Here is a 24,012-nt window from a genome sequence, read left to right as displayed (position 1 = left end):
GTCCGCGAGGTCGAACCGTTGAGATAGATCAAGGGTCGTCGTCGGCCACCGACCATCCTGCGATGGTCGCGCAGGCGATGAAGCCTGTCCGCCCCGCCTTAGCAGGTTGCACAGCTCGGGAGTTTCACATGGCCGACCTCTTAACTCTGAAGAAATTCGAGGCATTGAGCCCGTTCGAGATCAAGGACGAACTGATCAATTTGGCGAAGGCCAACTCGAAGCGGACCCAGAGCGCGTTCCTGAACGCCGGCCGGGGCAACCCGAACTGGGTCGCGACCACGCCGCGTGAAGGCTTCTTCCTGCTGGGACAGTTCGCCATCAGCGAAAGCAAGCGGGTGATGGAGCACCCGGCCGGGATCGGGGGCATGCCCCAGGCAAAAGGCATCGCCGGACGGTTTGAGGGCTGGCTTGCGAAACACGCTGATATGCCCGGTGCGAGCTTCCTGACCGAGATGCTGCCCTATGCGGTCAAGACGTTCGGTTTCGAACCCGACGCCTTCGTCCATGAACTCGTCGATTCGATCATCGGTGACAATTATCCCGTGCCGGACCGCATGCTGGTGCACAACGAGAAGATCGTGCACGAATATCTGATGTGGGCGGTCTGCGGTGCACCGCGGCCGTCGGGCAAGTTTGACATCTATGCCGTCGAAGGCGGCACCGCGGCGATGTGCTACCTCTTCAAGTCGCTCAAGGCCAACCGCCTGTTGCTTCCCGGGGATACCATCGCGCTGGGAACGCCGATCTTCACGCCCTACATCGAGATGACGCATCTGGAGGACTACGACCTCAAGGTCGTCCAGATCAAGGCGCCGCAGGAGAACAAGTTCCAGTTCACCGACGATGAAATCGCCAAGCTTGAGGATCCGAAGATCAAAGCGTTCTTCATCGTCAATCCCGCCAATCCTAGCGGGATGGGGGTGAGCGCGGAAACGATTGGCAAGCTGAGCAAGCTGGTCAAGACCAAGCGTCCCGACCTCATGCTCCTGACCGATGACGTCTATGGCACCTTCGTGCACGGCTTCCGATCGCTGCTCGGCGAGCTGCCGCACAATACGATCGGCGTGTATTCCTATTCAAAGTATTTCGGTTGCACCGGCTGGCGGCTCGGCGCGATTGCCATTCACGAGGACAACATCTTCGACAAGATGATCGCCAAACTGCCCGATGCCGCCGTGAAGGCCCTCGACAAGCGCTATGGGCCGCTGACGCTGGAGCCACGCAAGCTGAAGATGATCGACCGCATCGTCGCCGATAGCCGGGACGTCGCGCTCAATCACACGGCAGGCCTGTCACTGCCGCAGCAAGTCATGATGAGCCTGTTCTCCCTTTCGGAAATGCTCGATGAAAAGAAGGCCTATCAGGCCGCCTGCATGGAGATCGTCAACAAGCGGCTGTGGTCGCTGCTCGACGGCCTTGGCCTCGCCGACAAGCTTACTCCGAACCCGAATTACGATGCCTATTACGGCCTGATCGATTTTGAATTCTGGGCGCGGAAGAACATTGGCGACAAGGCCGTTGATCACCTGAAAAAGAATGTTCATCCGCTCGATCTCGCGTTTCGGCTTGCCGAAGCCCACGGCATTGTGTTGCTGAATGGCGGTGGTTTCGACGCACCCGAATGGTCGCTGCGGGTGTCGCTGGCAAATCTCCCCGACGACGTCTACGACGACATCGGGCGAGGCGTGCGCGCCATCGCGCGAGGTTATCGGGACGCCTACGAGGCGACCAAAGGCGGCACGAAGTAACGGAGAGCTCCGGTCAATCTGGAGCGCTTCGCCATCATCATCAAAGGGGGAATAGAACGATGAAACAGACCGCCATCTACGCTGCCCTGGTCACCTCGCTCGTAACGGTCGCCGGTTTCAGCACGCCCTCGCGCGCCGACACCGGCCAGGTCGCTGTCGTCTTCACCAAGGGCGGCTTCATCGTTGGCGTCGGCGGCGGGGAGGGGGTCCTCGTGCTCCACGGCAAGAAGTATCCGTTCACCGTCTCGGGCATGAGCGTCGGTTTCACGATCGGAGCCTCCACCACCAAGTTCGTCGGCCGCGCTCTCAATTTGAGGGGGCCGGCATCGATCGAGGGCTCCTATGCGGCGGGCGGAGCAGGTGGGGCCGTTGCGGCGGGCGCAGGTGCCGTGCAGTTGCAGAACGGCAACGGCGTCATTCTCCAACTCAGCGGCCCAAAGATTGGCGCGGAAGTGTCGGCCGCAGTGGGTGGCGTCACGATCCGCCTCAAATAGGCGAGGGAACAGAGGCCAGAGCAAACGGGCTGCGTCGCCGCAGCCCGTTTCGCATTTCAGTATCGCTCTTCGACGAACTTCAATCCGCGCAGACTCGCTTGGTCGTTATAGCGTCCCTTGTGGGAGCGCGGCGGCAGTGTGACTTTCTCCCGTTTGACCTTCTTGTAAGGGATTGTCCTCAGGATGTGCGAGATCACGTTGAGTCGAGCCCGCCGCTTGTCGTCGGAGCGGATCAGCCGCCAAGGCGCATGCTTGGTGTCGGTCGCCTCGAACATCATGTCGCGCGCGCGGGAGTAATCGTACCAGCGCCCGAACGACTCGGTGTCCATCGGGCTCAGCTTCCACTGCCGCAGCGGATCCTCGATGCGGGCCTTGAAGCGAAGCTCCTGCTCCTCCATCCCGACCTCGAGCCACAGCTTGATCAGGACGATGCCGGCGTCCACGGCGAATTTCTCGACCAGCGGACACAATTCGAGGAAGCGCTTGTGCTCGACCGGCGAGCAGAAGCCCATGACATATTCGACGCCGGCGCGGTTGTACCAGCTGCGGTCGAAGATCACGATCTCGCCGCCGGCCGGGAATTGCTCGATATAGCGCTGCAGGAACAGTTGGGATTTTTGCCGGTCGGACGGCGCGGGCAGGGCGCAGACCCGGAATACGCGCGGGCTGACCTTTTCCGTCAAGGCCTTGATGGTCCCGCCCTTGCCGGCGGCGTCGCGCCCTTCGAAGATGATGATCACCTTCAGTTTCTGGGCCTTCACCCATTCCTGGAGATGACACAGCTCGACCTGGAGCTTTTCAAGCTCCTTCTCATAGGCCTTGCGCTTCATTTTCTCCCGCGGGCTCGTCCTTGGCCATGCCTGTCCTTTCGCTGTTTAATCGTCGTCCCATGAAATGGTCACGCCGATATCGCCGGGAATGCCGCCAGGGAAATCGATGACCTGGTAGGCGATGCGATAGCCGCGCGGCTTCAAATAGTCGGTCCAGAGCTGGAAGATCTCCTTGGGGATTCCGGTCAGCGTATTTTCCCAGCCTTTTTCCATCTGGTTGATGGCGCGCCCCTTGTCGGTGCAGAGCGTGTTGGGGAAACGATAGACCAGCACCTCGGTCAGGCCGTTGCGCACGGCACGCTGGATAATCGTCGCGGCGAGCTTGATCTTCTCTTCCTCGCTCTTGCCGGAGGGCTTGCTCAGGCGTTCGATCAGCGCGCGCTTCTCGGCCTCGGCGGCCGTCGCGAGCCGGACGTATTCTTCAGCCTTCTCGGCTTCCTTGAGCGCGGCTTCCTTCCGGATCTGGGTGGCGTTGGGAATGAGATCATCGAGGCCGGGCATGGCAGCGGCTCCCTGTGATTATCCAATCAGCATTCTCGAAACGCTATGTCCGGCAGGGGGCATTCCCTTGACTCAGATCAAGCAAACCGGAAGGCGACTGAACACAGTGCCCCAGGAGCACGTTGGACCGGGAGAGAGACAATTGAACGACCAGCTACATCCGATGGCGCCGCACCATCTGCCGTTCTATCTCGCGCCGGGGAACGGAACCGATACCCTGATGGTGGTGATGGGGCTATTCCTGATCGGCACCGTGCTCTGGATCGGTACGCTCTATTGGAAACTGCACAGCCTGCCGGAGCGCATGGCGCACAAGTCGCAGAAGCTCCAATTCGAGTTCGTCGCCGTGCTCGGCCTGATCTCACTATTTACGCACATGCACATCTTCTGGATCGCCGGCCTGCTGCTGGCGCTGATCGACATCCCCGATTTTGGAACGCCGCTGCGCAGCATTGCCGGTTCGGTCGAGAAAATTGCCGATGCGACACCCGGTGAGCAGAGCGAGGTTGTCGCGCCCGGCTCCCCGCCGGCCGAACAGATCGGACCAGCCAAGGAAAAGGAGCGCAGCCATGTTTGAGCTCATGTTCTGCTCGCTTCTGACGATCCTGCCCGACTATCTCTATCGCCGCTATGCCCAGAGCAAGCGTTTCGGCAAGGAGATCACGTTCTTTTCGATCTGGTACGAGCTGCGATGGGGCATCACGGGCTGCCTGATGCTCACGGTGTCGCTGATCACGATGATCTTCTATTTCCATCCGACGACAGATTCAGCGACGCTCTATTTTCGCACGGTGCCGATCTTGCCTGAAGGTTCGGGGCGGGTCGCGGAGGTCAATGTCGGCTACAGCGAGGCGGTGAAGAAGGGCGATGTGCTGTTCAAGCTGGATAGTTCGAAGCAGCGCGCGGCGCTGGAAACAGCCAAGCGCAAGGTCGCTGAGGTCGATGCGTCCCTGACGACCGCGGAATCCGAAGTGGTAAAGGCCGACGCGCAGATCGAAGAAGCGAAGGCCAACTTTCAGCAGGCCAAGGACGAATTGGACGTCAAGAGTGACCTGCAGCGCCGCAATCCCGGCATCGTGCCGCAGCGCGACATTGAAAAGCTGCAGGTCCTTGTCGGTCAGCGGCAGGCCGGGGTCGACGCGGCCACGGCCTCCAGGCAGTCGGCAGCATTGCGCATTTCGACGCTCCTGCCGGCCGAGAAGGCCAGTGTCGAAGCGACGCTCGCGGAGGCGCAGGTTGATCTGGACAAGACTGTCGTTCGCGCCGGCGTCGACGGGCGCGTGGAGCAGTTCCTGGTCCGCGTCGGTGACGTGGTCAATCAGTTGATGCGGCCGGCGGGCGTGCTTGTTCCGGAGGGCGCCGGCCGGCAAGGTTTGCAAGCTGGCTTTGGCCAGATCGAGGCGCAGGTAATGAAGGTCGGCATGGTGGCGGAAGCGACCTGCATGTCGAAACCGTGGGTCATCATTCCAATGGTCGTGACCAATGTGCAGGATTACATCGCAGCCGGCCAGTTTCGAAGCGGTGAGCAACTCATCGAGGCGCAGAACGTCGCGCGACCCGGCACGATCCTGGCATTCCTGGAGCCGCTCTACAAAGGCGGCCTTGAAGGTGTGACGCCCGGGAGCAGCTGCATCGTCAACGCCTACACAAGTAACCACGAGGAAATCTCGGCGAAGGAGACCAGCACCGGCCGGGCCATCGCCTTGCACGTCGTCGACGGCGTCGGACTCGTGCACGCCTTGCTGCTGCGCATCCAGGCGCTGCTGCTGCCGATCAAGACGCTGGTGCTGAGCGGGCACTGACAAGTGCAACAACAGGATTGAAATATATGTCAAGTTCTCGAAAGCTCGCCGCTCTGGCTGCGCCTCTGATCGGCCTGTTCGTCGCAACGGCTGGCGACTCCGTTGCCGTCGAGCTGAACGGCGCATGGGCCACCAGCGCCGATCAATGCGACAAGGTGTTCACGCGGGAGGACGGGAAGCTCACCTTCACCGATATGTCCGACGTCTATGGCGGCGGCTTCATCATCGATGGCAATCAATTGATCGGCAAGTTCGCACGGTGCAAGGTCAAGGCGCGAAAGGACAACGGTCCGAACGTCAACCTTGTCGCGTCCTGCGCGACCGACATCATGCTGTCGAGCGTTCAGTTCAGCTTGAAGGAGCTGGACGCCGACAGCATTGCCCGGCTGTTCCCGGGCATGGAGGACATGGAAATCCGCTATCATCGCTGTTCCCCGAAATAGTCGCGCGTCACTGCGGCCATTTGCCTTCCCGGGGCTGTCGAAATGACGCCGTTCCCGCTAGGATTGCGGCCAGGGCGGCCGGAGAATGCCGTCAGAGGAGGCGGATGAGCTGGCGAAGATGTATGGCGTCAGGCCGTTCGCGGCCGGTCGTGGCCGCGTGGTTTGGCCTCGGGCTGTTGCTTGCTGCCTGCATCCTCCCGGGCGCCGCTGGTGCGGTCGAGCGCAGCGCGCGCGGCGAGCTCAAGCGCGTGCTGATCCTGCATTCCTTCGGCCGCGAGTTCCGGCCCTGGAGCGAATACGCGCGGAGCATCAAGGCCGGGCTCGAGCAGCAATCGCCATGGCCGCTCGATATCCAGGAGCACGCGCTGCTCACGGCGCGTTTCAACAATCCCGGGCCGGAAGCGCCCTTCGTCGAGTATCTGCATTCGCTCTACCAGGGAGCGCCGCCCGACATCGTATTGAGCATTGGCGCACCAGCCGCCCGGTTCGCGCAGCGATACCGCGGAGAGCTCTTTCCCGACACGCCGATGGTGTTGGCCGTCGTCGAGGAGCGGCTGGTGAATCGCGTCGACCTCACCGACAACGATGTCGTCGTGTCGGTTCGCAATGATTTCATGGTCGTGTTCGACAACATCCTCCGCGTCTTGCCGGAGACCAAGACCGTCGCCATGGTGATCGGTGCGTCGCCGCTCGAGCAATTCTGGATCGACGAGGTGAAGCGCGAGCTGAAGCCGCTGGGGAATCGCGTCGACCTCGTTTGGTATGCTGACCTGCCTTTCGAGGAGATCCTCAAGCGAGCAGCCGAACTTCCGCCACATACGGTGTTGTTCTGGGGTCTGATGACGGTTGATGCCGCCGGAATTATCTATGAAAGCGACATCGCCTTGCGTAGCCTGCACGCGGTCGCCAACGCCCCGATTTTTTCCTACCAGGACCCCTTCTTCGGCGGCAGCACCGTCGGTGGCCCAATGCAGCTGACGGCCGAGACGAGTCGGAAGACCGTCGATGCGGCGGTGCGCATCCTCGGGGGCGAGAAACCGACTGCGATCAAATACGAGCCGATCGAATTCGGGGCACCGAAATACGATTGGCGCGAACTGCAACGCTGGGGTATCAGCGAACGCAAGCTGCCTGCGAACAGCGAAATCCTGTTCCGCGAGCCAACTGTCTGGGAGCGCAATCGCTGGCAGATATTGCTGATCGCCGCGATTATTCTGGTGCAGACCGGCCTGATCAGCGGATTGCTGCACGAACGCCAGCGTCGCCGGGCCGCCGAGGTCGAAGCGCGACAGCGCTTTGCCGAACTCGCCCACGCCAATCGCTACGCGGCCGTCGGCGAGTTGACAACATCGATCGCCCACGAACTGAACCAACCGCTCGGCGCCATCCTGACCAACACCGAGACCGCAGAGCTCATGCTCAATGCGTCTTCGCCTGATATTGACGAGGTCCGGCAGATTCTCGCCGACATCAGGCGCGACGATCACCGGGCATCAGAGGTCATTCGCAGGCTGCGGAGTGTCTTGAAGAAGAGGCCGTTTGAGATCGAGGAAGTCGAGCTCAACGACACTGTGCGAGAAGCGATCGGCCTCGTGAGAGCCGTCGCCGACGGGCGATCCATCATGCTGACCTATGTGCCGGCCTTTGCGTATTTGCACGTCAAGGGTGATCCGGTGCAACTCCAGCAGGTCGTGCTCAACGTGATCATCAACGCGATGGACGCGGTTTCCGATGCCGACACGAAGAAGCGCGAGGTGAGCGTATCGACCTTGCGCGCCGGCAACCAGGCCGAGATCAAGGTGGCCGACACCGGTCCCGGGATCGCGGCCGGTGATCTCGCGAACGTCTTCAATCCGTTCTTCACGACCAAGCCGCAGGGCATGGGGATGGGGCTTGCGATCGCCAAGACCATCGTGGAGGCGCATCACGGCACGATCGCCGCGGAGAACCAGCCATCCGGCGGCGCGCTTTTTACGATCAGGCTTCCGATCGTCAGGTAGCGGCCGACAATAGCGCGCGACCGTGCCGCTCTCGCGCCGCAGCAATCCGGCGAAGCCGCCTTTCGTTGATCTCGATCAACAAACGCCGGCGCATCGGTCCGATCCTCGCGGACGGAATGTCCAAGGGAGGGCGCGATGTTTCGCTGCGGCAAGACCCTGATTGCGCTTGCGCTGATGGTTGGTGTCCCCGCCGCTGCGATGGCGCAGGCCACCACGCCGGCCGCTCCGAGCACGCAGGCGCAGCCCGCAAGCCCGCCGGCACCGGCCGCAGAGCTGCTGAAGCCGGAGCAGCTCGAAGCCCTGGTCGCGCCGATCGCGCTTTATCCCGATGAGCTCCTCGCCAATGTGCTGGCGGCCTCGACCTATCCACTCGAAGTGGTGCAGGCCGACCGCTTCTTGAAGGAGCGCAAGGGCCTGAAGGGCGATGCGCTGAAGACCGAGGTCGACAAGCAGGGCTGGGACGACAGCATCAAGGCGCTGGCCAGCACCGCCGATGTCCTGACCATGATGAGCGACAAGCTCGAATGGACCCAGAAGCTCGGCGACGCCTTTCTCGCCCAGCAGCCCGACGTGATGGATGCGATCCAGCGCCTGCGCAACAAGGCCTATGACAACAAGAAGCTCGTCACCACGAAACAGCAGAAGGTCAGTGTCCAGACCCAGGAAGGCAAGCAGGCGATCGTGATCCAGCAGGCCGATCCCTCCACGATGTACGTGCCCTATTACGATCCGGCGACGGTCTACGGCACCTGGCCCTATGCGGAATATCCGCCGTATGATTGGGGCTATCCGTCCTATATCGGCGCGGGTGTGGTCGCGGCCGGCATCGCCTTCGGCACCGCCTGGGCGATCGGTCGCTGGGGCAATTACTGGGGCGGCGGCTGCAACTGGGGCAACCGCAACGTCTACGTCAATCATCGCACCACCAACATCGGCAACGGCTGGCAGCACAATCCGGCGCATCGCGGCGGCGTGCGCTACAACAACACCAACGTTCAGCAGCGCTTCGGCAACAACAATGTTCGAGCAGGCGCATCCGACCGGATGGATTTCCGCGGCCGCGACGGCAACCAGGTGCTGCGTCCCAATCAGGGTGGTCCGGGAGACCGTGCAGGCGATCGCGCTGGCGACCGTGCTGGTGATCGTAGCGGTCCAGGCGATCGGGCCGGAGATCGCGCGGGCAATCGCGGGGATCGTCCAGGTGCTGGCGATCGCGCAGGTGCCGGTGATCGTGCCAAGGGCGGCGGCGATCGCGCCAAGGCTGGCAACAAGAGCGGCGGCGACCGTGCAAAGGCTGCGAACCGCGGCGGCGGCGGTGCTACTGCCAACCGTGGCGGTGGCGGCAATCGCGGCGGCGCGATGAACGTGTCCTCCGGCCGGTCCGCGGCCGCAGCATCGGCGCGTGGACGCGCCAGCATGGCGAGCATGCCGCGCGGTGGCGGCGGCGGACCAAGCATGGCCGGTCGTGGCGGCGGTGGCGCAATGGCGGCGCGAGGGGGTGGCGGCTTTGGAGGTGGCGGAGGTCGTGGAGGCGGCGGTGGCCGGCGCTCCGACATCGCGCTAAAGCACGACATCGTCCTGCTCGGCCATCTCGGTAACGGTCTCGGCTATTATCGCTTCAGCTACATCGGCAGCGACAAGGCCTATGTCGGCGTCATGGCGCAGGAGGTCGAGCAGGTGAGGCCCGACGCGGTGACCCGCGGCAGCGACGGATATCTGCGTGTTGATTACGACAAGCTCGGGCTGACATTCCGAACCTATCGCGACTGGGTCGCCGGCGGCGCGAAGATCCCTGCTGAGGTGATGCCATGACTGCTCTGAAAATGACTGCTCCGAAATCGCTCCGCCGCGCGATCCTGCCCGGCATGCTGGCGCTCGCGTTGCTCGGCTCGCCGGCACTTGCGCAGGAATCCTACAAGTCGCCGGAGGACGCCGCCGCCGCGCTCGCCGCCGCGGTCAAGAGTGGCCCGAAAGACATCCTCAAAGTGCTCGGCAGGGCCGCCGAGGACATCGTCTCCTCCGGCGACGAGGTCGCCGACAACGACATCCGCGCGCGCTTCTCGTCCATGTACGACGCCAGGCACGGCATCAAGGCGGAAGGCAACAAGACCGCGACGTTGCTGCTGGGACCGGACGATTTCCCATTCCCGATTCCGCTGCTCAACACCAAAACCGGTTGGGCGTTCGACACCGACGAGGGACGGATCGAGGTGCTTCGCCGCCGCATCGGCCGCAACGAGCTCGACGCGATCCAGACCGCGCTCGCCTATGTCGATGCGCAGAACGAATATGCCGACAAGGACCGCGGCGAGGGCGCCGGTGTCTATGCCCAGCGCATCGTCTCGTCACCCGGCAAGAAGGACGGCCTGTTCTGGCGCGATGACAGCGATCCGAGCCCGCTCGGCGCGCTGGCGGCCGAAGCGTCGAAGGAGGGCTATCGCGCAGGCGATGTCGGGCCCGCGCCCTATCACGGCTACTACTTCCACATCCTCAAGGGGCAGGGCCGCGATGCGCCGGGCGGCGCGCTCGACTATGTCGTCAAGGGCAAGATGGTCGGCGGCTTTGGCCTGATTGCCTGGCCTGCCGAATACGGCAACTCCGGCGTGATGACCTTCCTCGTCAATCACGCCGGCACCGTCTACCAGAAAGATCTCGGCAAGCGCACCGAGTCCATCGCCGAGCGCACCACGCTGTTCGATCCTGACGAGACCTGGAAGAAGGTCGATGCGGCAAAACCCTGAACGGCGTGCGCGCACCTTTCGCCTGATTGCTGTCCTCTCGCTGGCACTCGGGCTCGCGTTGCCGGCAACGCCATCCTTTGCGCAAGCCGCCGGCCAGGTCCACGTCAAGATCGTCAAGGCTGGCCTTCTCGTCGGCGGCGGCGTCGGCAGCGGAACGCTGGTCTATCGTGGCAAGACCTACCCGTTCAGGATCACCGGCCTGAGTTTTGGCATCACGGCCGGCGCCACGGTCGGCCGTCTCGATGGCTGGGCCTCCGACATTCGCGAGGTCGGCGATTTCGCCGGCACCTACAGCTCGGTCGGCGGCGGTTTTGCGCTGCTCGGCGGCGTCAACGGCGTCCACCTCCGCAACGAGAAGGGCGTCACCATCGTGCTGCAGGGGCCGAAAGCAGGGCTCGAGCTCGCGGCCAATATCAGCCAGGTCTCGATCTCGCTGAGATGAGCGACGCGACACGCGCCGTGGGGTGGCACGGGGGTTGGGTTTCCAAATTCGGGAGTTTAGTTGTAAGAACAGCCCCCTTTGGTTGACACCCCTTCCGCCAATCTATGATCCGACCGGGGCATGTCGGTCAGGCTTTCCCGGGCAGGTGATCGGTGAATCAGACGTTCAATCCGGCCACGCTCGACAAGCTGAAGCTCCGCATTCAGGCATTGCGCGCCAAAACCATCGCCAATGGCTGTACCGAGGACGAGGCGTTGTCTGCCGCCGCCAAGGTCGCCGAACTGCTGGATCGCCACGATTTGTCGCTCTCCGATATCGAGCTGCGCGCGTCGCCGTGCGAACGGAGGGTCTACGAGACCCATCGCAAGAAGCGAATTCCCCTGGACGACTGCATCGGCGCGATCGCTCATTTCTGCGATTGTCGGGTCTGGCGCGAGAAGAACGCGGCCGGCGAGAGCAGTTATGTGTTCTTCGGTCTCGGCGCGGATGTCGAGGTCGCGCATTATCTGGCCGAATTGATCGACGGCGCCGTGCGCGCCGAGCTTGGCCGCTTCAAGACCTCGGTCGACTACAGCAGGTTCCGTCACCAGCAGCGGCATCTGGCCAATGCCTCCTTCGCGCTCGGGATGGTGGCGTCGATCGCGGGCAGGCTGGTGGCGATCAAGGCCAGTCGCGATCAGGTCAACGAAGGCACCGGCCGCGGGCTGGTGGTTCTCAAGACCTCGGTGGTCGATGCGGAATTCGATAAGCTCGACCTCAAGCTCCGGACCCAGCGCAGCGGCGGCCGGATGGTGTCGATGACGGCCTATGAAGCCGGCGGCGCCGCCGGAGCGTCGCTGGCGATCAATCCCGGCCTTGGCGGGTCGCAGTCAGGGACCACTCCCAAGGGAAGCTGAATCTATCGGGAGGGGCGCGGCTTCAGCCGGAGCTGAGAGCATGGGCGATGTCATTCCGGCTGCCCTCTGTCATCAATGCTGCCCATGCTAATAAAGTGCAGCGTCACCGTAATTCTCGAGCAACGAAAGATCGAGGCCTTGATCGATCTGCTCCTGGCGGAGCGCAGCCAATGAAGCGCCGGCGCCGAATTCACAGGAAGCGCGACCGGCAGCGGCTGATGACGCACCGCCGGCGGTTGTGCCGCTAATCCCTAAAAGATACGCCGCCGGGCTCGAAATGCATTGTCCCGGCGGCGCCCTGTCTCAAACTGGGTCCTACAATCCCAGTCACCTTGATATCAGCAACACCCGTGCCACAGAGATGTGACAGGCCGCCGTTCACCGGGTTCCTTCGCTAACTTCTTCGATGTGAGCAAAATTGACCATGTGTGCGGTACCTTTCCGGCATCACCGCGCGGCCCTTGGCTTTCATCGGTGATGAGAACGCCATCAGCGCTCCCGCCTCCTAGATGGAGCAGCGCCATGCAGCGACACCGCTTCAAACAAGCCATCTCACTTGAAGAACGCCTTGCCGAAGAAGTGAGGCGCCTCCGTGAAGAAGCAGAATTGCTCCCTCGTGGACCTGTACGCGAGGCCGCCCTCCGCAGGCTGCGGCAAGCCGAAACCGGCTCGCGCATAAGCGAGTGGCTGAGATCGCCCGGCTTGCGGCCGCCGGAATAATTTTTCCCCGGACTGACCCCGTCCTGCGTTCCTTCGTATCTGTGTTACGTTGTGGACGCAGGGACCGAGTCGATGGCCGATGAAGAGCAACAGGTGGGGGCCCCACAGGCGCAAGACGTCGGGCCCCGCTGCCCATCATGCGCCGCGCCCGCCCGCCGCCTCACTTCGATTCTCGACGTGAAGAACAACAGATCGATCCAAATATTCCGGTGCGATAGCTGCCGTAAGGAAGTGTGGGAAGATTGAGCCGCTGGCGGCCTCTTGCGTGATGGGCAGCGGACAGGCCGACGCTTTACGATAGCGGCTACACTTCTCTCAAAAGGCAAAAAACCCAGCTCAGTCGGGGTCAGGGCGAGTTGGGGCTAGCGAGCCCTTGGGAAACTTGGAAATACGACCAACGTTCCTATTCCCAGCGAAAGGTTATCGAGCCCGCCGGTTCAAACTGGCGGCTCGCGTCATTCGTCGAATGGGAATAGACGATCGTCTTCAGGCAAAACGCTGATAGCAAAATAGGTCAACGCCAGCGAGCCCAGAACAAGAAGAATTATCGCGGCGAGCCCGTACCACAAGGTGTCAACCGCCTTTTTTCGACGCGTTTCCGGGGCGCACCATCTTTGTGTGCCAGCTCCTTCGACGAGCAGGATGAATGCGCGGCGCGCGCCCCGCAAGCGCGAGGATGGAGTACCCCATGAGATAGCCATCGAGGTCCGTGACGACAGCGGCCCGCTTGCTTCAAGGATCAAGCTGGCGGCCCGATCACGTCGTACTCGAAGGCCACGCCCTCGGGATCGTTCTCCTCGAACCAGATTTCCGCGGCTTCGACCGAGGCAAAGACCTTGATGTGATCGACGTCGCCGACCTGCTTGGCGGCGTTCACGTCGACGAAGACGGTCATTGATCCCACTTCAGCTTGCGCCCCCGAGCGCGGCTCTTTGCCCTTCGGGTTGAACTCCGGGACGAAGTGTCGGTTCGCCGCATCATCGAGGAATATGCGAACGACCCGCGCGATATCATCAGGAAGCTCCGCCGACACTTCAATTGACTCGCGCATCTTGACGGACAGCTCACAGCCGCAGTTTCATCGGCCCCCGTGGGGCGGCATCAGCACGACATCGACGAGCGCTAGGCTGACGCTCGTCTCGAAGTCAGACCGGCCCGTCTCCGCCGCGGGTGAGGTACCTTACGGCGAGCACAAGCAGGGCGAAGGTGGCGCAGATGGCTGCTCCAGAGAGGAGGAGGGCGTCGCTAATATCCGCGTCGTTCCTGCAATTTCTTAGTCCCGGGCTGGGACTGCTGCTGCTTGAACCTCACACGCGGATTGATGTCACACGTCGTGTCCCACCGGCCGGATGCCGAAGCCATGCATTGCTCTCGGGTCTCGTACATGCACTCGCCGGGCCAGCCGAGATCGTCGCCAACGACACACCAGGGATAATCGCGCTCTGCGTGCGCGGCAGGTAGAGATCCCACAAGGATCAACAGGGCCAGGACTGTGGTGCGCATCTCGAGTCTCCAGGTATCACGCCCTCAAAGAGAGCTTTGAGGCGCCGAGGCCAATGGCTGTTCTGGGCCTTGGTTCCTGCGGAGCCCATAGCTCACCCGACCAGCCAGGGCGCGTCAAATCACACCCGCGCTGTTGCGGCTCATCCGAGGGCCAAGCTAACACGGACAGGTCGGAATATTCGCGTCATGCCGGTGTTTTGCTCGACCCGTCAATTGCCTCTAGAGGTCGGGGAGCCTGGACGCATAAGTCAGCCACCGGTCTTGAAAAGCGGCGTGCCCGCGCGCGAATTCCGCCGCCTTAAAGCGGTGACGAAGAAAAAGGGGGCGCCGCTTGCGACGCCCCCTTCGTAGATCGTCTCGCTGGAGACGGAGCCGAAACTCAAACGCCGGTCTGCGAAATGAATTTCGTGCTCAGATAGGCTTCCAGCCCTTCGGTACCGCCTTCCGAGCCATATCCGGAATCCCGAACGCCACCGAACGGCGTCTCGGTCAGGGCCAACGCGAAGCTGTTGATCGACATCATGCCGGCGTCGACCGCCGCTCCGATCGCGGCCGCCGTCTTGGCTGATCTTGTGAACGAATAGGACGCAAGACCGAAGGGCAGGCGATTGGCTTCCTCGACCGCCTCGTCGAACTTGGCAAAGGACGAGATCAAGGCAAGCGGAGCGAACGGCTCATCATTCATTGCGCGCGCCGATTTGGGAACGTTGGTGACGACCGTCGGCTCGAAGAAATAACCCTTGTTCCCGACGCGATTGCCGCCGGCCTGCACCTTGCCGCCCTTGCTGACGGCGTCCTGAACCATGTCTTCAATCGCGGCAACGCGGCGATCGTTCGCAAGCGCGCCCATCTTCGAGTCCGGCTCGAGGCCGTTACCGACCTTGATGGATTTCGCCCCGTCAACGAAGTGCTGGACGAACTTGTCGTAAACGGCCTCCTGCACCAGGAACCTGGTCGGCGAGATACAGACCTGGCCGGCATTGCGGTACTTTGCCGCCACCATGATCTTCGCCGCCGACTCGACATCGGCGTCATCGAATACGATGACCGGCGCGTGGCCGCCGAGCTCCATCGTGACGCGCTTCATATGCAAGCCCGCCATCGCCGCCAGATCCTTGCCGACCTTGGTCGAACCGGTGAAAGAGATCTTGCGGATGACCGGGTGAGGGATGAGGTATTCGGAAATTTCCGAAGGGATGCCGTAGACCAGGTTGACCACGCCATCGGGCAGCCCGGCATCGACAAAGGCCCGGATCAATTCGGCAGGTGATGCCGGCGTTTCCTCCGGCGCCTTGACGATCATCGAGCAGCCCGCGGCCAACGCCGCGCTGAGCTTCTTGACCACCTGATTGATCGGGAAATTCCAGGGCGTGAACGCTGCGACCGGGCCGACAGGCTCCTTGATCACCAATTGATAGACGCCGGGGCTGCGTGCCGGGATGAGACGCCCATAGGCCCTGCGTCCTTCTTCAGCGAACCAGTCGATGATGTCGGCCGCGTTCATCGTTTCAAGCCTGGCTTCGGCCAGAACCTTTCCCTGCTCCATCGTCATGATGGCCGCGATCTTGTCGGCCCGCTCGCGGATCAGGTCGGCGGCCTTGCGCATCACTTTGGAGCGGTCGAGCGGCGATACGTTGCGCCACAACCGGAATCCCTTTTCGGCCGACGCCAGCGCTTCGTCGAGGTCGGACCGGTCGGCGTGCGGGACCGTCCCGACCGGCTCCTCGGTCGCAGGATTGATCACCTTGAGTGTGCGGCCGGTCGTGGCCGGGCGCCATTTGCCGTCGATATGCAGTTGAACCGAGGGGTAGCTCATCATTCCTCCCATTTCGTGATCAACTGCGGATGGCAGTGGATCGCGGATAAACCTGGCTTCGCCATGATTGGTCTGTGGGGGTGCTTATCGCGCATTCCCGCAAGCTTTTGAACCGTCTCTTCGAGTGGTGGTCTCCGGTCAGCCTTGCAGATTTGGATGGGATATTCTCCCGGCCTGCCGGGAGAATGGTGTCGGCTTCGTTTTCGAGCTCGTGCTGACCACGGATGATCTCGCTGCCATGACGGCTGCGGCGCTCGCTGGAAGTACCGCGGGACCGCGCTATACCGATGCGGGGATGGCGCGGGTGAATCTCTGATGCAGAATGCCCGATGGCCGGTCGTCTACACAGGATCTCTGGCAGCGGCCTGTTCGAGAATTTCGGAATAATAGCAATATGCTCCTGTTTTGCCCGACGCGTCAACTGGCTTCTGGCGGGGATGCGCGAGGAGGGTGCGTAAGATCTTGATCCGACACGTGCGGGCTACTGTGCATGGGGTTGTTTTCGATGTTTTGGCGTGGCGGGCTTGGGGGAACCTTTCCCTCACTGCCGCGTTATCTCGCCATGACAGAAGATACTTCCTTCCGACGCAAACCCTTGACCCCCGAACAGCGCCAGGCCCGCGATGCGACACGCCGGGTCGAGGCCGAGAAGGCCATGCGCGACCATGAGGCCGCTCAGAAGGCGTTTTATGAGAATCGGGAGCGGCTGAGGGCCGAGCGGCTGGCCCGTGAGGCTGCCGCAGCCAAAGTCTGACCATGACCACGTTCGACAAGCGCGAGCAGGGCTTCGAGGCCAAATTCGCCCACGACGAGGAGCTCATGTTCAAGGCCGCGGCCCGGTCCAACAAGCTGCTCGGACTGTGGGCCGCGGGCCAGCTCGGACTCGGCGGCGATGCCGCGACCGCTTACGCGACGGCGCTGGTCACGGACAATCTGGCCAACCAGACGATGGACGAGACCCTGAGCAAGGTGTCGGGCGATCTCGCGGCAAAGGGGATTTCGCGCGAGCAGGTTGCGCAGAAGCTGCAGGAATGCCTGCACCAGGCGCTGGCGCAGCTCGCAGCCGCAGCGAGCAAAGCTGGCGATTGATCTCGATCAGCATGTCACTCGGCCTGCTTGCGCGCGCTGGCGTCGCTGAACTTGTCGACGAAGACGATCCCGATCGCCGAGACCACGAATGTGATGTGGATCAGCACCTGCCACATCACGCCGTTCTCGGTGAAGGTGGCGCGGCTCGAGCCGAGATTGCCGGCCTCGATGAAGGTGCGCAGCAGCGCGATCGAGGAGATGCCGATGATCGCCATCGCGAGCTTGATCTTGAGCACGCTGGCGTTGACGTGGCCGAGCCATTCCGGCTCGTCGGGATGGCCCTGGAGGTCGAGCCGCGACACGAAGGTCTCGTAGCCGCCGACGATCACCATCACCAGCAGGTTGGAGATCATCACGACGTCGATCAGCGCCAGCACGCTCATCATGATCTCCTGCTCGGTGAAGTCGAGCGCGTGCGAGGTGAGGTGCCAGAGCTCTTTCAGGAACAGCACGATGTAGACGCATTGCGCCACGATCAGCCCGAGATAGAGCGGCAGCTGCAGCCAGCGCGAACCGAAGATGATCATCGGCAACAGGCCGAGCCGCGGCGAGGGCGGGCGGGGTCCGGTGGTCTCAGGTTGTACCGACATTCAACGTCCACCCATCTGGATGATCTCACTATCCTGTAACCCGGCCAGATGGCTGGCGGAAGACGTGGCCGTGCTATCGTGCGGCCTGGATCAGGAGGCTGGCGGATGTCTCGCAGCTTTGGCTGGGCGCTCGGGAAGATGGTGATCGCGGCCGCAACGATGCTGGACGCCGGCACGGCCGAGGTATCGGCGACACCGCTGACGCCATTCCGCTACGAGGCGCAGGCCCAGCGTCATTGCCCCGGCGACAAGGTGGTGTGGCTGGATTTCAGGAAGGGCGTCTACTACCGCAAGGGCCAGAAGCTCTATGGCCAGGGATTTGATGGCAGCTTCGTCTGCCTGACTGAAGCGCGCGGCAGCCTCTATCGCAGATCGCCGCTGGGCTTGCGCTGAGCGGCGCGCGCGTGAGCTAGCTCTGGTTGGGCAGCTTCACCGGGACGTGCGTGGAGGTGCTGATGACCCGGGGGCTTCCGTCGGGATAGGTCCGGCCGCCGCGGATCAGCGATTCCAGGACCAGGAAGAATTTCTCGGCTAGCATGTGCGTCACCCTCGTTGGTGATGGCCTCGTGAAAATGAGTCGAGGCGCCGACGCGAAAATTCAATCAACTAAACGGGAGCGGGGCAATCCCGGATCAATACGCATGCTGCGTCGCAGTGGCGCAGCGGTCTGAAAACTCGAAAATGCTGATTGAGGATTAGCCGAAGGCCAGGGCGACGAGGCTCGAGCAGAGCAGGACCAGACCGCCTGCGGTCAGCGCCAGAAAGCCGTCGGATACGAGGTCATGTTTGCGCATGAGACACCCTGTGCTCTCGTCTTCGATGCTCGATCGGATCGATTAAAATGATCCGAACGTGCCGTCGTGAAGAGGTGATGCAATGTCGCCCGCGCGAGTGCCGTCAGGCCCTCGAGCGGTAGCCTTCAAACGCATGGGCCAGAAAGATCCCTGCGCTTACCAAACCCATCAGTGCCGAAACCGTCTCGATCATCGTTAAATTCCAATCCCGCCCCTGCAGCTGAGAAAACGCGGGCGGCCTTGCACAGTCAAAAGAATTCCGGTGAAGCCGGCGACAATGGGGGTGGAGTGAGCTTTTGGCGCAACAGCTTGTGCAGGACTGGCACAAAGCAGGCGATGCCGAAGCCCCCGCGCTCCGTAGATCAACGGAGAATGCCAAACGTCCTGTTTACCATCCCAGCGCGAACGCTGTGGGCTCCCCATTTCCGCCGTGTTCGGGTTGCGTTATCGTGACCGCCTCTGAGACGGCGGTGGGCCGCCTCGGAGCTCGTGGCCCGGAAGGCACTCCCCGTAGGCAAGCGGGTTAGGTCAGCCCCCGGCGAAATGGTATTTGGGGCGAATGGGGATCCGACGGTCAGATTCGATGGTGCGGGCCGCGCGGTGCGTTGCGGCGGTCGCCACCTGCCTCGCGCTCGCCAATTGCGCCTCGTCCAACAAGTTCGCCAGCCGGGTCGATCCCAAATATGGCGTGTCCTCGAGCCCGCGAGTCGTGGCCTGGGGCGATCCCGTCCCCAAGGGCGGCGGCACCTATCGCATCGGCAAGCCCTATGTGGTCGCAGGCCGGACCTACGTGCCGGAGGAGGACGTCAACTACCGCGCCGAGGGCATGGCGTCCTGGTACGGCGACGATTTCCATGGCCGTCAGACCGCCAATGGCGAAGTGTTCGACATGGGCTCGCTGACGGCGGCGCATCCGACGCTGCCGATGCCGTGCTATGCACGGGTCACTAACCTGTCGAACGGCATGTCGCTGATCGTCCGCGTCAATGACCGCGGCCCCTATCACGGCAACCGCCTCATCGACGTCTCGAACAAGGCAGCTGAACTGCTTGAATTCAAAGGCAATGGCGTCGCCAGGGTTCGCGTCGAATATGTCGGCCGGGCGCCGCTCGAAGGCTCCGACGACCGCCAACTGATGGCGACCTTGCGCACCGGCGTTCCGGCGCCGTCGCCCTCGATGGTCCGGGTCGCCTCGGCCCGGCCGTTCGTGCCGGAGCTGTCGTCGAGCCGCGGCGCCATCCGTGGCGAAGTCCCGATGCCGGAGGGCCGGCCCTATAGCCTCGGCAACACCTCGGTCGACGTCGCCTCGCTCAACGCGACCTCGGAAATGTCGGCCTCGAGCCGCAGCCGGGGCCGGGCGCTCCAGAATGCTCGCCAGGTGTCCTATGACGAGGACGGCCGCTATGCCGCCGAGAGCGGTCCTGCGGCTTCCGATGGCGGCGCAGCCGAAGCCCGCAGCATCCTGACCGGCCGCGGCCTGTACTGACCGCGGTGCATTAGCGCGGAGCCGCCTCACGCAGGAACTTGATCAGCGCGGCGTTGACCTCGTCCGGCCGCTCCTGCTGCACCCAATGGCCGGCGCCATCGATGATCAGCTTTCGCGTCAGATTGGGCAGCACCCGTTCCAGCTCGTTGACGCGCTTGGCGCCGATCAAGCCGGTGATGACGGCGTCCTGCGCGCCGGCGATGAAGAGGGAGGGCTGGTGGATCTGCGCGTCCTGCCAGGGCGCGGTCAGCTCCCAATTGCGATCGAGATTGCGATACCAGTTCAGCCCGCCACGGAATCCCGACTTGCGGAAAGCTTCGGTGAAATAAGCGAGATCGTCCTCGCTCAGCCATTCCGGCAGCGGCTCCTCAGGCGTCGCATGGCCAAGAAAGCCGTTGCCCTCCTGCACGAACATCGCGGCGTTCGGATCGGCGAGTCCGCGGCCGCCGAGCACGACGCGCATGGTGCGGGCGACGTCATGCTCGAACTCGGCCTCCGCGACGCCGGGCGCCTGAAAGTACTGCCAGTAGAAATTGGTGATGCCGCCCTGGCGTAACAGCTCGAGCGGCTTGCCGCGTCCGCGGAACGGCGGCGGCACGCTCAGGCCCGCAACGGCCGTGAAGATGTCGGGGCGGAACAGCGCCGCATGCCAGGCGACCGGCGCGCCCCAGTCGTGGCCGACCACCATCGCCTTGGTCGCGCCGAGCGCCTTCACCAGGCCGACGACGTCGCCAACGAGATCGAAGATCGAATAGGCGGTCACGTCAGGCGGCGCCGCACTCTGGCCGTAGCCGCGCATGTCGGGGGCCACGACGTGAAAGCCGGCGGCCGCGAGCTCCGGGATCTGGTGCCGCCAGGAATAGGATAGCTCCGGCCAGCCATGGCACAGCACCACCAGCGGCCCCTGGCCGGCCTCGCGGACGAAGAGGTCGATCCCGTTGGCCTTGATCACGCGGGTGGTGGACATCGCTTTTCCGCCTTGTTTCAGAGGTTTGGTCGAGAAACATGAGGTGCCACGATAGGGGGGCGGCGAGAATCGTGCAATCTCGGCGGCAGCACCGATCCTCGTGTTGTTCGCACCGATTCCAACTGTTAGAACGCCGCTCTCAGGGCTTCGCCATGGCATTTCGTCTCAACTCGCTCCGTCATACCGGATTCACGGCCGGAGCACTGGCGCGCGGGTTGGTCGCGGTGACTATTGCGGTGAGCCTCAGCTGGGGCGGGGTGCTCTACGCCGCCAACCAGAGCGTCCAGGGCGCCAAGAAGACCGAGGATGCCGGCTTCGACGGCGATGCCCCCACCGCGATCCTGATCGAGGCCTCCAGCGGCAGCGTGCTGTTCGAGAAGAACGCCGACGAGCTGCGCGCGCCCTCCAGCATGATGAAGCTCGTGACCGCGGAAATCGTGTTCAACGCAATCAAGAAGGGTGACGTCAAGCTGACCGACGAATACCGGATCAGCGAGAACGCCTGGCGCAAGGGCGGCGCGCCCTCCGGCGGCTCGACCATGTTTGCGGCCATCAACAGCAAGGTTTCGGTCGACGACCTCCTGCACGGCGCGATCATCCAGAGCGGCAACGACGCCTGCATCGCGCTTGCCGAAGGCATCGCCGGCAACGAGCGGATCTTTGCATCCGACTTCATGACCAAGCGCGCCCGCGAGCTCGGCATGACCAAATCGACCTTCGCCAATTCCAACGGCTTGCCCGACCCCGGCAACAAGATGACGGTGCGAGAGCTCGGCGTGCTCGCACGTCACATCATCCTGGACTTCCCCGAATTCTACAAACTGTTCGGCGAGAAGGAGTTCACCTGGAACAAGATCCGCCAGCCCAACCGCAATCCGCTGCTCAATTCGATGGAGGGCGCCGACGGCCTGAAGACAGGTTACACCAAGGAAGGCGGCTACGGCATGGTCGGTTCGGCCGTGCAGAACGGCACGCGTCTGATCGTTGTCGTCAACGGGCTCGAGGACATCGAGGACCGCGCCACCGAAGCCAAGAAGATGCTGGAATGGGGCTTTCGCAATTTCGAGACCCGCACGCTGATCGCGGCCGACCAGCCCGTCGGCTATGCCAAGGTGTTTGGCGGCGAGAGCCGCTCGGTAAAGCTCGTTGCGAAAGAGCCGGTGAAGGTGATGGTGCACAAGAGCGGCGGCGACAAGCTGATCGCGCGCGTGGTCTATAACGGCCCGGTGCGCGCACCGGTCCAGGCCGGCCAGCAGGTCGGCGTGGTCAAGGTCTGGCGCAGCGGCAATATCGCGGTGGAGACGCCGGTTTATGCGGCCGAAGCGATCGGCACTGGCTCAACGGTACGGCGCGCGATCGATGGCGCCAGCGAGCTCGTGATCGGCATGTTCCGCGCAGGCGCCGAGAAGCTCTGATCATGAGTGAGAGCACGGAACAGCGGCCGTCCGGACGCGGACGTTTCATCACCTTTGAAGGCGGTGAGGGGACCGGCAAGTCGACCCAGATGAAGAAGCTCGCCGACCGCCTCGGTGCGGCGAGGCTCCGGACCCTCGTCACGCGTGAGCCCGGTGGCTCGCCGGGCGCCGAGATCATGCGCCATCTGGTCCTGTCGGGCATGGGCAAGCTGCTCGGCCCCGACGCCGAGACGCTGCTGTTTGCGGCCGCGCGCGACGACCATGTCCGCACCGTGATCGAGCCTGCGCTCAAGCAGGGCATTTGGGTCCTCTGCGACCGCTTCGCCGATTCGACGCGGGCGTATCAGGGCAGCCTTGGCAGCGTGCCCGCCGGTTTGATCAACGCCATGCAGCGGGTCACGATCGGCGATCTCAAGCCGGACCTCACTATCATCCTCGATCTGCCGGTCGAGATTGGCTTGGCACGCGCGGCGGCGCGGCGCGGCAGCGGCACGCCTGACAGGTTCGAGGGCGAGAAGCTCGCCTTCCATCAGGGCCTGCGCGAGGCCTATCGCAAGATCGCGGCGGACGAGCCTGCGCGCTGCGTGCTCATCGATGCCAATTCCGATCCTGACACGGTTGCCGGACGCGTCTGGACTGCGCTGCGCGACCGTCTCCTGCCGACGCCGGCCTCGGTGGTCTCAGTATGAGCCCGCGTCAGGTCGAGCGTGAATCCGCCATTCCGCATCCGCGCGAGACGAGCCTTCTGTTCGGCCATCGCGAGGCCGAGACCGCGCTGCTCTCCGCCTACCGCAGCGGGCGGATCCCGCACGCCTGGCTGATCGGCGGGCCGCAAGGCATCGGCAAGGCGACGCTGGCCTATCGCATGGCGCGGTTCGTGCTCGCCCATGGCCAGCCGCTGTCGTCCGCCGTGCAAGGCGCCGAGGACCTCGCGATCGATCCTGATAACGCCGTGGCGCGGCAGGTGGCGGCAAGCTCGCATGGCGGCTTGCTGACGCTGGAGCGCACCGCCAACGACCGTGGCGTGATGCGGACGGTCATCACCGTCGATGAGACCCGCGAGACCATCTCATTCTTCGGCTCGACCGCGGCCGCCGAAGGCTGGCGCGTCTGCATCGTCGACACCGTCGACGAGCTTAATCCCAATGCGGCGAACGCGCTGCTGAAGATCCTCGAGGAACCGCCGCAGCAATCGCTGTTCCTTCTGGTCAGCCACGCGCCGGCGCGCGTGCTCGCCACGATCCAGTCGCGTTGCCGCAAGCTGCGCTTGCGGTCGCTCACGACTGATGAGGTGATTGCCGCAGCCGCCACGGCCGCCGACCTCGCTCCGACCGATCTGGCGTTGCGCGAGGCCGCAGAGGCCTCCGAAGGCAGCGTCGCACGGGCACTGACTCTGCTCGGCGGCGATGCGCTCAAACTCCAGCAGCGCACGGCGGCGCTGCTGGCACGTCTGCCGCAAGTCGATCCGCGCGAATTGCACACGCTCGGCGAATCGCTTGGCACCAGCGACCGCGTCGCGCTTGCGGCCTTCATCGACGGCATCGATCGCTGGATCGCGGAGAGCCTCCATTCCGACGAGGCCAATGCCAACCAGAACCTGCCGCGCCTTGCGCGCCTAGCTGAGGTATGGGAAAAGATCGTCCGCGCCGCGCGCGACACCGAAACCTACAATCTGGAGCGAAAGCCCTTGGTTTTCTCGGTGTTCGGCTGGCTGGCGGACGCAACGCGCTAGGCG

At 63.3% G+C, this 24,012-nt stretch carries 24 protein-coding genes and 1 pseudogene; 17 read left to right on the top strand and 8 right to left on the bottom strand.

Annotated elements, in window-relative coordinates:
• Positions 1–128 precede the first annotated feature (128 nt).
• A complete protein-coding gene (gene aspD, locus V1280_RS06150; RefSeq protein WP_334520435.1) occupies positions 129–1,748 on the top strand; it encodes an aspartate 4-decarboxylase in 1,620 nt (539 codons plus the stop codon).
• Positions 1,749–1,807: 59 nt separating this feature from the next.
• Complete coding sequence (locus tag V1280_RS06145; protein WP_148778086.1) at positions 1,808–2,242, top strand: hypothetical protein; 435 nt, start codon at positions 1,808–1,810, stop codon at positions 2,240–2,242.
• A 56-nt stretch (positions 2,243–2,298) separates the two neighbouring features.
• Here the strand turns inward: V1280_RS06145 and ppk2 are convergent.
• Positions 2,299–3,100: pseudogene (gene ppk2 / locus V1280_RS06140) on the bottom strand (polyphosphate kinase 2).
• Between the two features lie 17 nt (positions 3,101–3,117).
• Positions 3,118–3,573, bottom strand: a complete 456-nt coding sequence (locus V1280_RS06135) for a hypothetical protein (RefSeq protein WP_334520426.1) — start codon at positions 3,571–3,573, stop codon at positions 3,118–3,120.
• Between the two features lie 163 nt (positions 3,574–3,736).
• On the opposite strand from V1280_RS06135, the gene V1280_RS06130 reads away from it, so the two are divergent.
• The 8 genes from V1280_RS06130 to V1280_RS06095 all read left to right on the top strand — a co-directional run bounded on the left by V1280_RS06130 (position 3,737) and on the right by V1280_RS06095 (position 11,897).
• Positions 3,737–4,150: a hypothetical protein gene (locus tag V1280_RS06130; RefSeq protein WP_334538196.1), complete on the top strand. Its 414-nt coding sequence runs from the start codon at positions 3,737–3,739 to the stop codon at positions 4,148–4,150.
• Entirely contained in the window at positions 4,143–5,375 is a 1,233-nt protein-coding gene (locus V1280_RS06125) for an HlyD family secretion protein (protein WP_334520425.1), read from the top strand. The genes V1280_RS06130 and V1280_RS06125 overlap by 8 nt, the downstream gene beginning before the upstream one ends.
• Positions 5,376–5,401: 26 nt before the next feature.
• Positions 5,402–5,818 (top strand): hypothetical protein, encoded by a 417-nt coding sequence (locus tag V1280_RS06120; protein ID WP_334520423.1) that lies wholly within the window; start codon positions 5,402–5,404, stop codon positions 5,816–5,818.
• Between the two features lie 122 nt (positions 5,819–5,940).
• Entirely contained in the window at positions 5,941–7,818 is a 1,878-nt protein-coding gene (locus tag V1280_RS06115; protein WP_442895108.1) for a sensor histidine kinase, read from the top strand.
• A 135-nt stretch (positions 7,819–7,953) separates the two neighbouring features.
• The gene (locus V1280_RS06110) at positions 7,954–9,630 is read left to right on the top strand and encodes a DUF3300 domain-containing protein (RefSeq protein ID WP_334520417.1); all 1,677 of its coding nucleotides are present in this window, start codon (positions 7,954–7,956) and stop codon (positions 9,628–9,630) included.
• 11 nt (positions 9,631–9,641) lie between these two features.
• Positions 9,642–10,559: a DUF2950 domain-containing protein gene (locus tag V1280_RS06105; protein ID WP_334538194.1), complete on the top strand. Its 918-nt coding sequence runs from the start codon at positions 9,642–9,644 to the stop codon at positions 10,557–10,559.
• Positions 10,543–11,001, top strand: a complete 459-nt coding sequence (locus V1280_RS06100; protein WP_334520414.1) for a hypothetical protein — start codon at positions 10,543–10,545, stop codon at positions 10,999–11,001. The genes V1280_RS06105 and V1280_RS06100 overlap by 17 nt, the downstream gene beginning before the upstream one ends.
• A 152-nt stretch (positions 11,002–11,153) precedes the next feature.
• Entirely contained in the window at positions 11,154–11,897 is a 744-nt protein-coding gene (locus V1280_RS06095; protein WP_334520411.1) for a DUF7168 domain-containing protein, read from the top strand.
• Positions 11,898–13,356: 1,459 nt separating this feature from the next.
• On the opposite strand, the gene V1280_RS06090 is transcribed toward V1280_RS06095, so the two are convergent.
• From V1280_RS06090 to V1280_RS06080, 3 genes are all read right to left on the bottom strand, one after another.
• Positions 13,357–13,668, bottom strand: a complete 312-nt coding sequence (locus V1280_RS06090) for a hypothetical protein (protein ID WP_334520408.1) — start codon at positions 13,666–13,668, stop codon at positions 13,357–13,359.
• Between the two features lie 194 nt (positions 13,669–13,862).
• The gene (locus tag V1280_RS06085; protein ID WP_334520405.1) at positions 13,863–14,120 is read right to left on the bottom strand and encodes a DUF3551 domain-containing protein; all 258 of its coding nucleotides are present in this window, start codon (positions 14,118–14,120) and stop codon (positions 13,863–13,865) included.
• 379 nt (positions 14,121–14,499) lie between these two features.
• A complete protein-coding gene (locus V1280_RS06080; protein WP_334538192.1) occupies positions 14,500–15,936 on the bottom strand; it encodes an NAD-dependent succinate-semialdehyde dehydrogenase in 1,437 nt (478 codons plus the stop codon).
• A 562-nt stretch (positions 15,937–16,498) separates the two neighbouring features.
• Here V1280_RS06080 and V1280_RS06075 point away from each other — a divergent pair.
• Both V1280_RS06075 and V1280_RS06070 read left to right on the top strand, forming a co-directional pair.
• A complete protein-coding gene (locus V1280_RS06075; RefSeq protein ID WP_334538190.1) occupies positions 16,499–16,690 on the top strand; it encodes a hypothetical protein in 192 nt (63 codons plus the stop codon).
• A 2-nt stretch (positions 16,691–16,692) separates the two neighbouring features.
• On the top strand, positions 16,693–17,025 hold the full coding sequence (locus V1280_RS06070; protein ID WP_334520402.1) for a DUF1476 domain-containing protein: 333 nt from the start codon (positions 16,693–16,695) through the stop codon (positions 17,023–17,025).
• A 14-nt stretch (positions 17,026–17,039) separates the two neighbouring features.
• On the opposite strand, the gene V1280_RS06065 is transcribed toward V1280_RS06070, so the two are convergent.
• Positions 17,040–17,615, bottom strand: a complete 576-nt coding sequence (locus V1280_RS06065; RefSeq protein ID WP_334520399.1) for a TIGR00645 family protein — start codon at positions 17,613–17,615, stop codon at positions 17,040–17,042.
• 105 nt (positions 17,616–17,720) lie between these two features.
• On the opposite strand from V1280_RS06065, the gene V1280_RS06060 reads away from it, so the two are divergent.
• Complete coding sequence (locus V1280_RS06060) at positions 17,721–18,008, top strand: hypothetical protein (RefSeq protein WP_334520397.1); 288 nt, start codon at positions 17,721–17,723, stop codon at positions 18,006–18,008.
• 16 nt (positions 18,009–18,024) lie between these two features.
• Here V1280_RS06060 and V1280_RS06055 read toward each other — a convergent pair whose 3' ends face one another.
• Complete coding sequence (locus V1280_RS06055) at positions 18,025–18,153, bottom strand: hypothetical protein (RefSeq protein WP_334520394.1); 129 nt, start codon at positions 18,151–18,153, stop codon at positions 18,025–18,027.
• A gap of 815 nt (positions 18,154–18,968) precedes the next feature.
• Between V1280_RS06055 and V1280_RS06050 the strand changes: the two genes are divergently transcribed.
• Positions 18,969–19,895, top strand: a complete 927-nt coding sequence (locus tag V1280_RS06050) for a septal ring lytic transglycosylase RlpA family protein (RefSeq protein ID WP_442895107.1) — start codon at positions 18,969–18,971, stop codon at positions 19,893–19,895.
• A 10-nt stretch (positions 19,896–19,905) separates the two neighbouring features.
• On the opposite strand, the gene V1280_RS06045 is transcribed toward V1280_RS06050, so the two are convergent.
• Positions 19,906–20,862: an alpha/beta fold hydrolase gene (locus V1280_RS06045; protein ID WP_334520388.1), complete on the bottom strand. Its 957-nt coding sequence runs from the start codon at positions 20,860–20,862 to the stop codon at positions 19,906–19,908.
• A gap of 152 nt (positions 20,863–21,014) precedes the next feature.
• Here V1280_RS06045 and V1280_RS06040 point away from each other — a divergent pair, with 152 nt between their 5' ends.
• Genes V1280_RS06040 through V1280_RS06030 form a run of 3 tightly spaced genes read left to right on the top strand, consistent with a single transcriptional unit; the run spans position 21,015 to position 24,009 of the window.
• Positions 21,015–22,277, top strand: a complete 1,263-nt coding sequence (locus V1280_RS06040; protein ID WP_334520385.1) for a D-alanyl-D-alanine carboxypeptidase family protein — start codon at positions 21,015–21,017, stop codon at positions 22,275–22,277.
• Between the two features lie 2 nt (positions 22,278–22,279).
• A complete protein-coding gene (tmk, locus tag V1280_RS06035; RefSeq protein ID WP_334520382.1) occupies positions 22,280–22,966 on the top strand; it encodes a dTMP kinase in 687 nt (228 codons plus the stop codon).
• A complete protein-coding gene (locus tag V1280_RS06030; RefSeq protein ID WP_334520379.1) occupies positions 22,963–24,009 on the top strand; it encodes a DNA polymerase III subunit delta' in 1,047 nt (348 codons plus the stop codon). The genes tmk and V1280_RS06030 overlap by 4 nt, the downstream gene beginning before the upstream one ends.
• Positions 24,010–24,012: the final 3 nt, after the last annotated feature.

Source organism: Bradyrhizobium sp. AZCC 2230, assembly GCF_036924495.1.
Taxonomy (GTDB): Bacteria; Pseudomonadota; Alphaproteobacteria; order Rhizobiales; family Xanthobacteraceae; genus Bradyrhizobium; species Bradyrhizobium rifense.
This window is presented reverse-complemented; position numbering and strand designations above follow the sequence as displayed.

Bases quoted from the DNA above. Each gene is read 5' to 3' on its own strand.
- aspD (WP_334520435.1), top strand. From the start codon at position 129: ATGGCCGACCTCTTAACTCTGAAGAAATTCGAGGCATTGAGCCCGTTC.
- V1280_RS06120 (WP_334520423.1), top strand. From the start codon at position 5,402: ATGTCAAGTTCTCGAAAGCTCGCCGCTCTGGCTGCGCCTCTGATCGGC.
- V1280_RS06115 (WP_442895108.1), top strand. From the start codon at position 5,941: ATGGCGTCAGGCCGTTCGCGGCCGGTCGTGGCCGCGTGGTTTGGCCTC.
- V1280_RS06105 (WP_334538194.1), top strand. From the start codon at position 9,642: ATGACTGCTCCGAAATCGCTCCGCCGCGCGATCCTGCCCGGCATGCTG.
- V1280_RS06060 (WP_334520397.1), top strand. From the start codon at position 17,721: ATGTCTCGCAGCTTTGGCTGGGCGCTCGGGAAGATGGTGATCGCGGCC.
- V1280_RS06125 (WP_334520425.1), top strand. From the start codon at position 4,143: ATGTTTGAGCTCATGTTCTGCTCGCTTCTGACGATCCTGCCCGACTAT.
- V1280_RS06130 (WP_334538196.1), top strand. From the start codon at position 3,737: ATGGCGCCGCACCATCTGCCGTTCTATCTCGCGCCGGGGAACGGAACC.
- V1280_RS06135 (WP_334520426.1), bottom strand. From the start codon at position 3,573: ATGCCCGGCCTCGATGATCTCATTCCCAACGCCACCCAGATCCGGAAG.
- V1280_RS06070 (WP_334520402.1), top strand. From the start codon at position 16,693: ATGACCACGTTCGACAAGCGCGAGCAGGGCTTCGAGGCCAAATTCGCC.
- V1280_RS06045 (WP_334520388.1), bottom strand. From the start codon at position 20,862: ATGTCCACCACCCGCGTGATCAAGGCCAACGGGATCGACCTCTTCGTC.
- V1280_RS06100 (WP_334520414.1), top strand. From the start codon at position 10,543: ATGCGGCAAAACCCTGAACGGCGTGCGCGCACCTTTCGCCTGATTGCT.
- V1280_RS06080 (WP_334538192.1), bottom strand. From the start codon at position 15,936: ATGAGCTACCCCTCGGTTCAACTGCATATCGACGGCAAATGGCGCCCG.
- V1280_RS06055 (WP_334520394.1), bottom strand. From the start codon at position 18,153: ATGCTAGCCGAGAAATTCTTCCTGGTCCTGGAATCGCTGATCCGCGGC.
- V1280_RS06050 (WP_442895107.1), top strand. From the start codon at position 18,969: ATGGGGATCCGACGGTCAGATTCGATGGTGCGGGCCGCGCGGTGCGTT.
- V1280_RS06030 (WP_334520379.1), top strand. From the start codon at position 22,963: ATGAGCCCGCGTCAGGTCGAGCGTGAATCCGCCATTCCGCATCCGCGC.
- V1280_RS06110 (WP_334520417.1), top strand. From the start codon at position 7,954: ATGTTTCGCTGCGGCAAGACCCTGATTGCGCTTGCGCTGATGGTTGGT.
- tmk (WP_334520382.1), top strand. From the start codon at position 22,280: ATGAGTGAGAGCACGGAACAGCGGCCGTCCGGACGCGGACGTTTCATC.
- V1280_RS06090 (WP_334520408.1), bottom strand. From the start codon at position 13,668: ATGCGCGAGTCAATTGAAGTGTCGGCGGAGCTTCCTGATGATATCGCG.
- V1280_RS06075 (WP_334538190.1), top strand. From the start codon at position 16,499: ATGACAGAAGATACTTCCTTCCGACGCAAACCCTTGACCCCCGAACAG.
- V1280_RS06085 (WP_334520405.1), bottom strand. From the start codon at position 14,120: ATGCGCACCACAGTCCTGGCCCTGTTGATCCTTGTGGGATCTCTACCT.
- V1280_RS06040 (WP_334520385.1), top strand. From the start codon at position 21,015: ATGGCATTTCGTCTCAACTCGCTCCGTCATACCGGATTCACGGCCGGA.
- V1280_RS06065 (WP_334520399.1), bottom strand. From the start codon at position 17,615: ATGTCGGTACAACCTGAGACCACCGGACCCCGCCCGCCCTCGCCGCGG.
- V1280_RS06145 (WP_148778086.1), top strand. From the start codon at position 1,808: ATGAAACAGACCGCCATCTACGCTGCCCTGGTCACCTCGCTCGTAACG.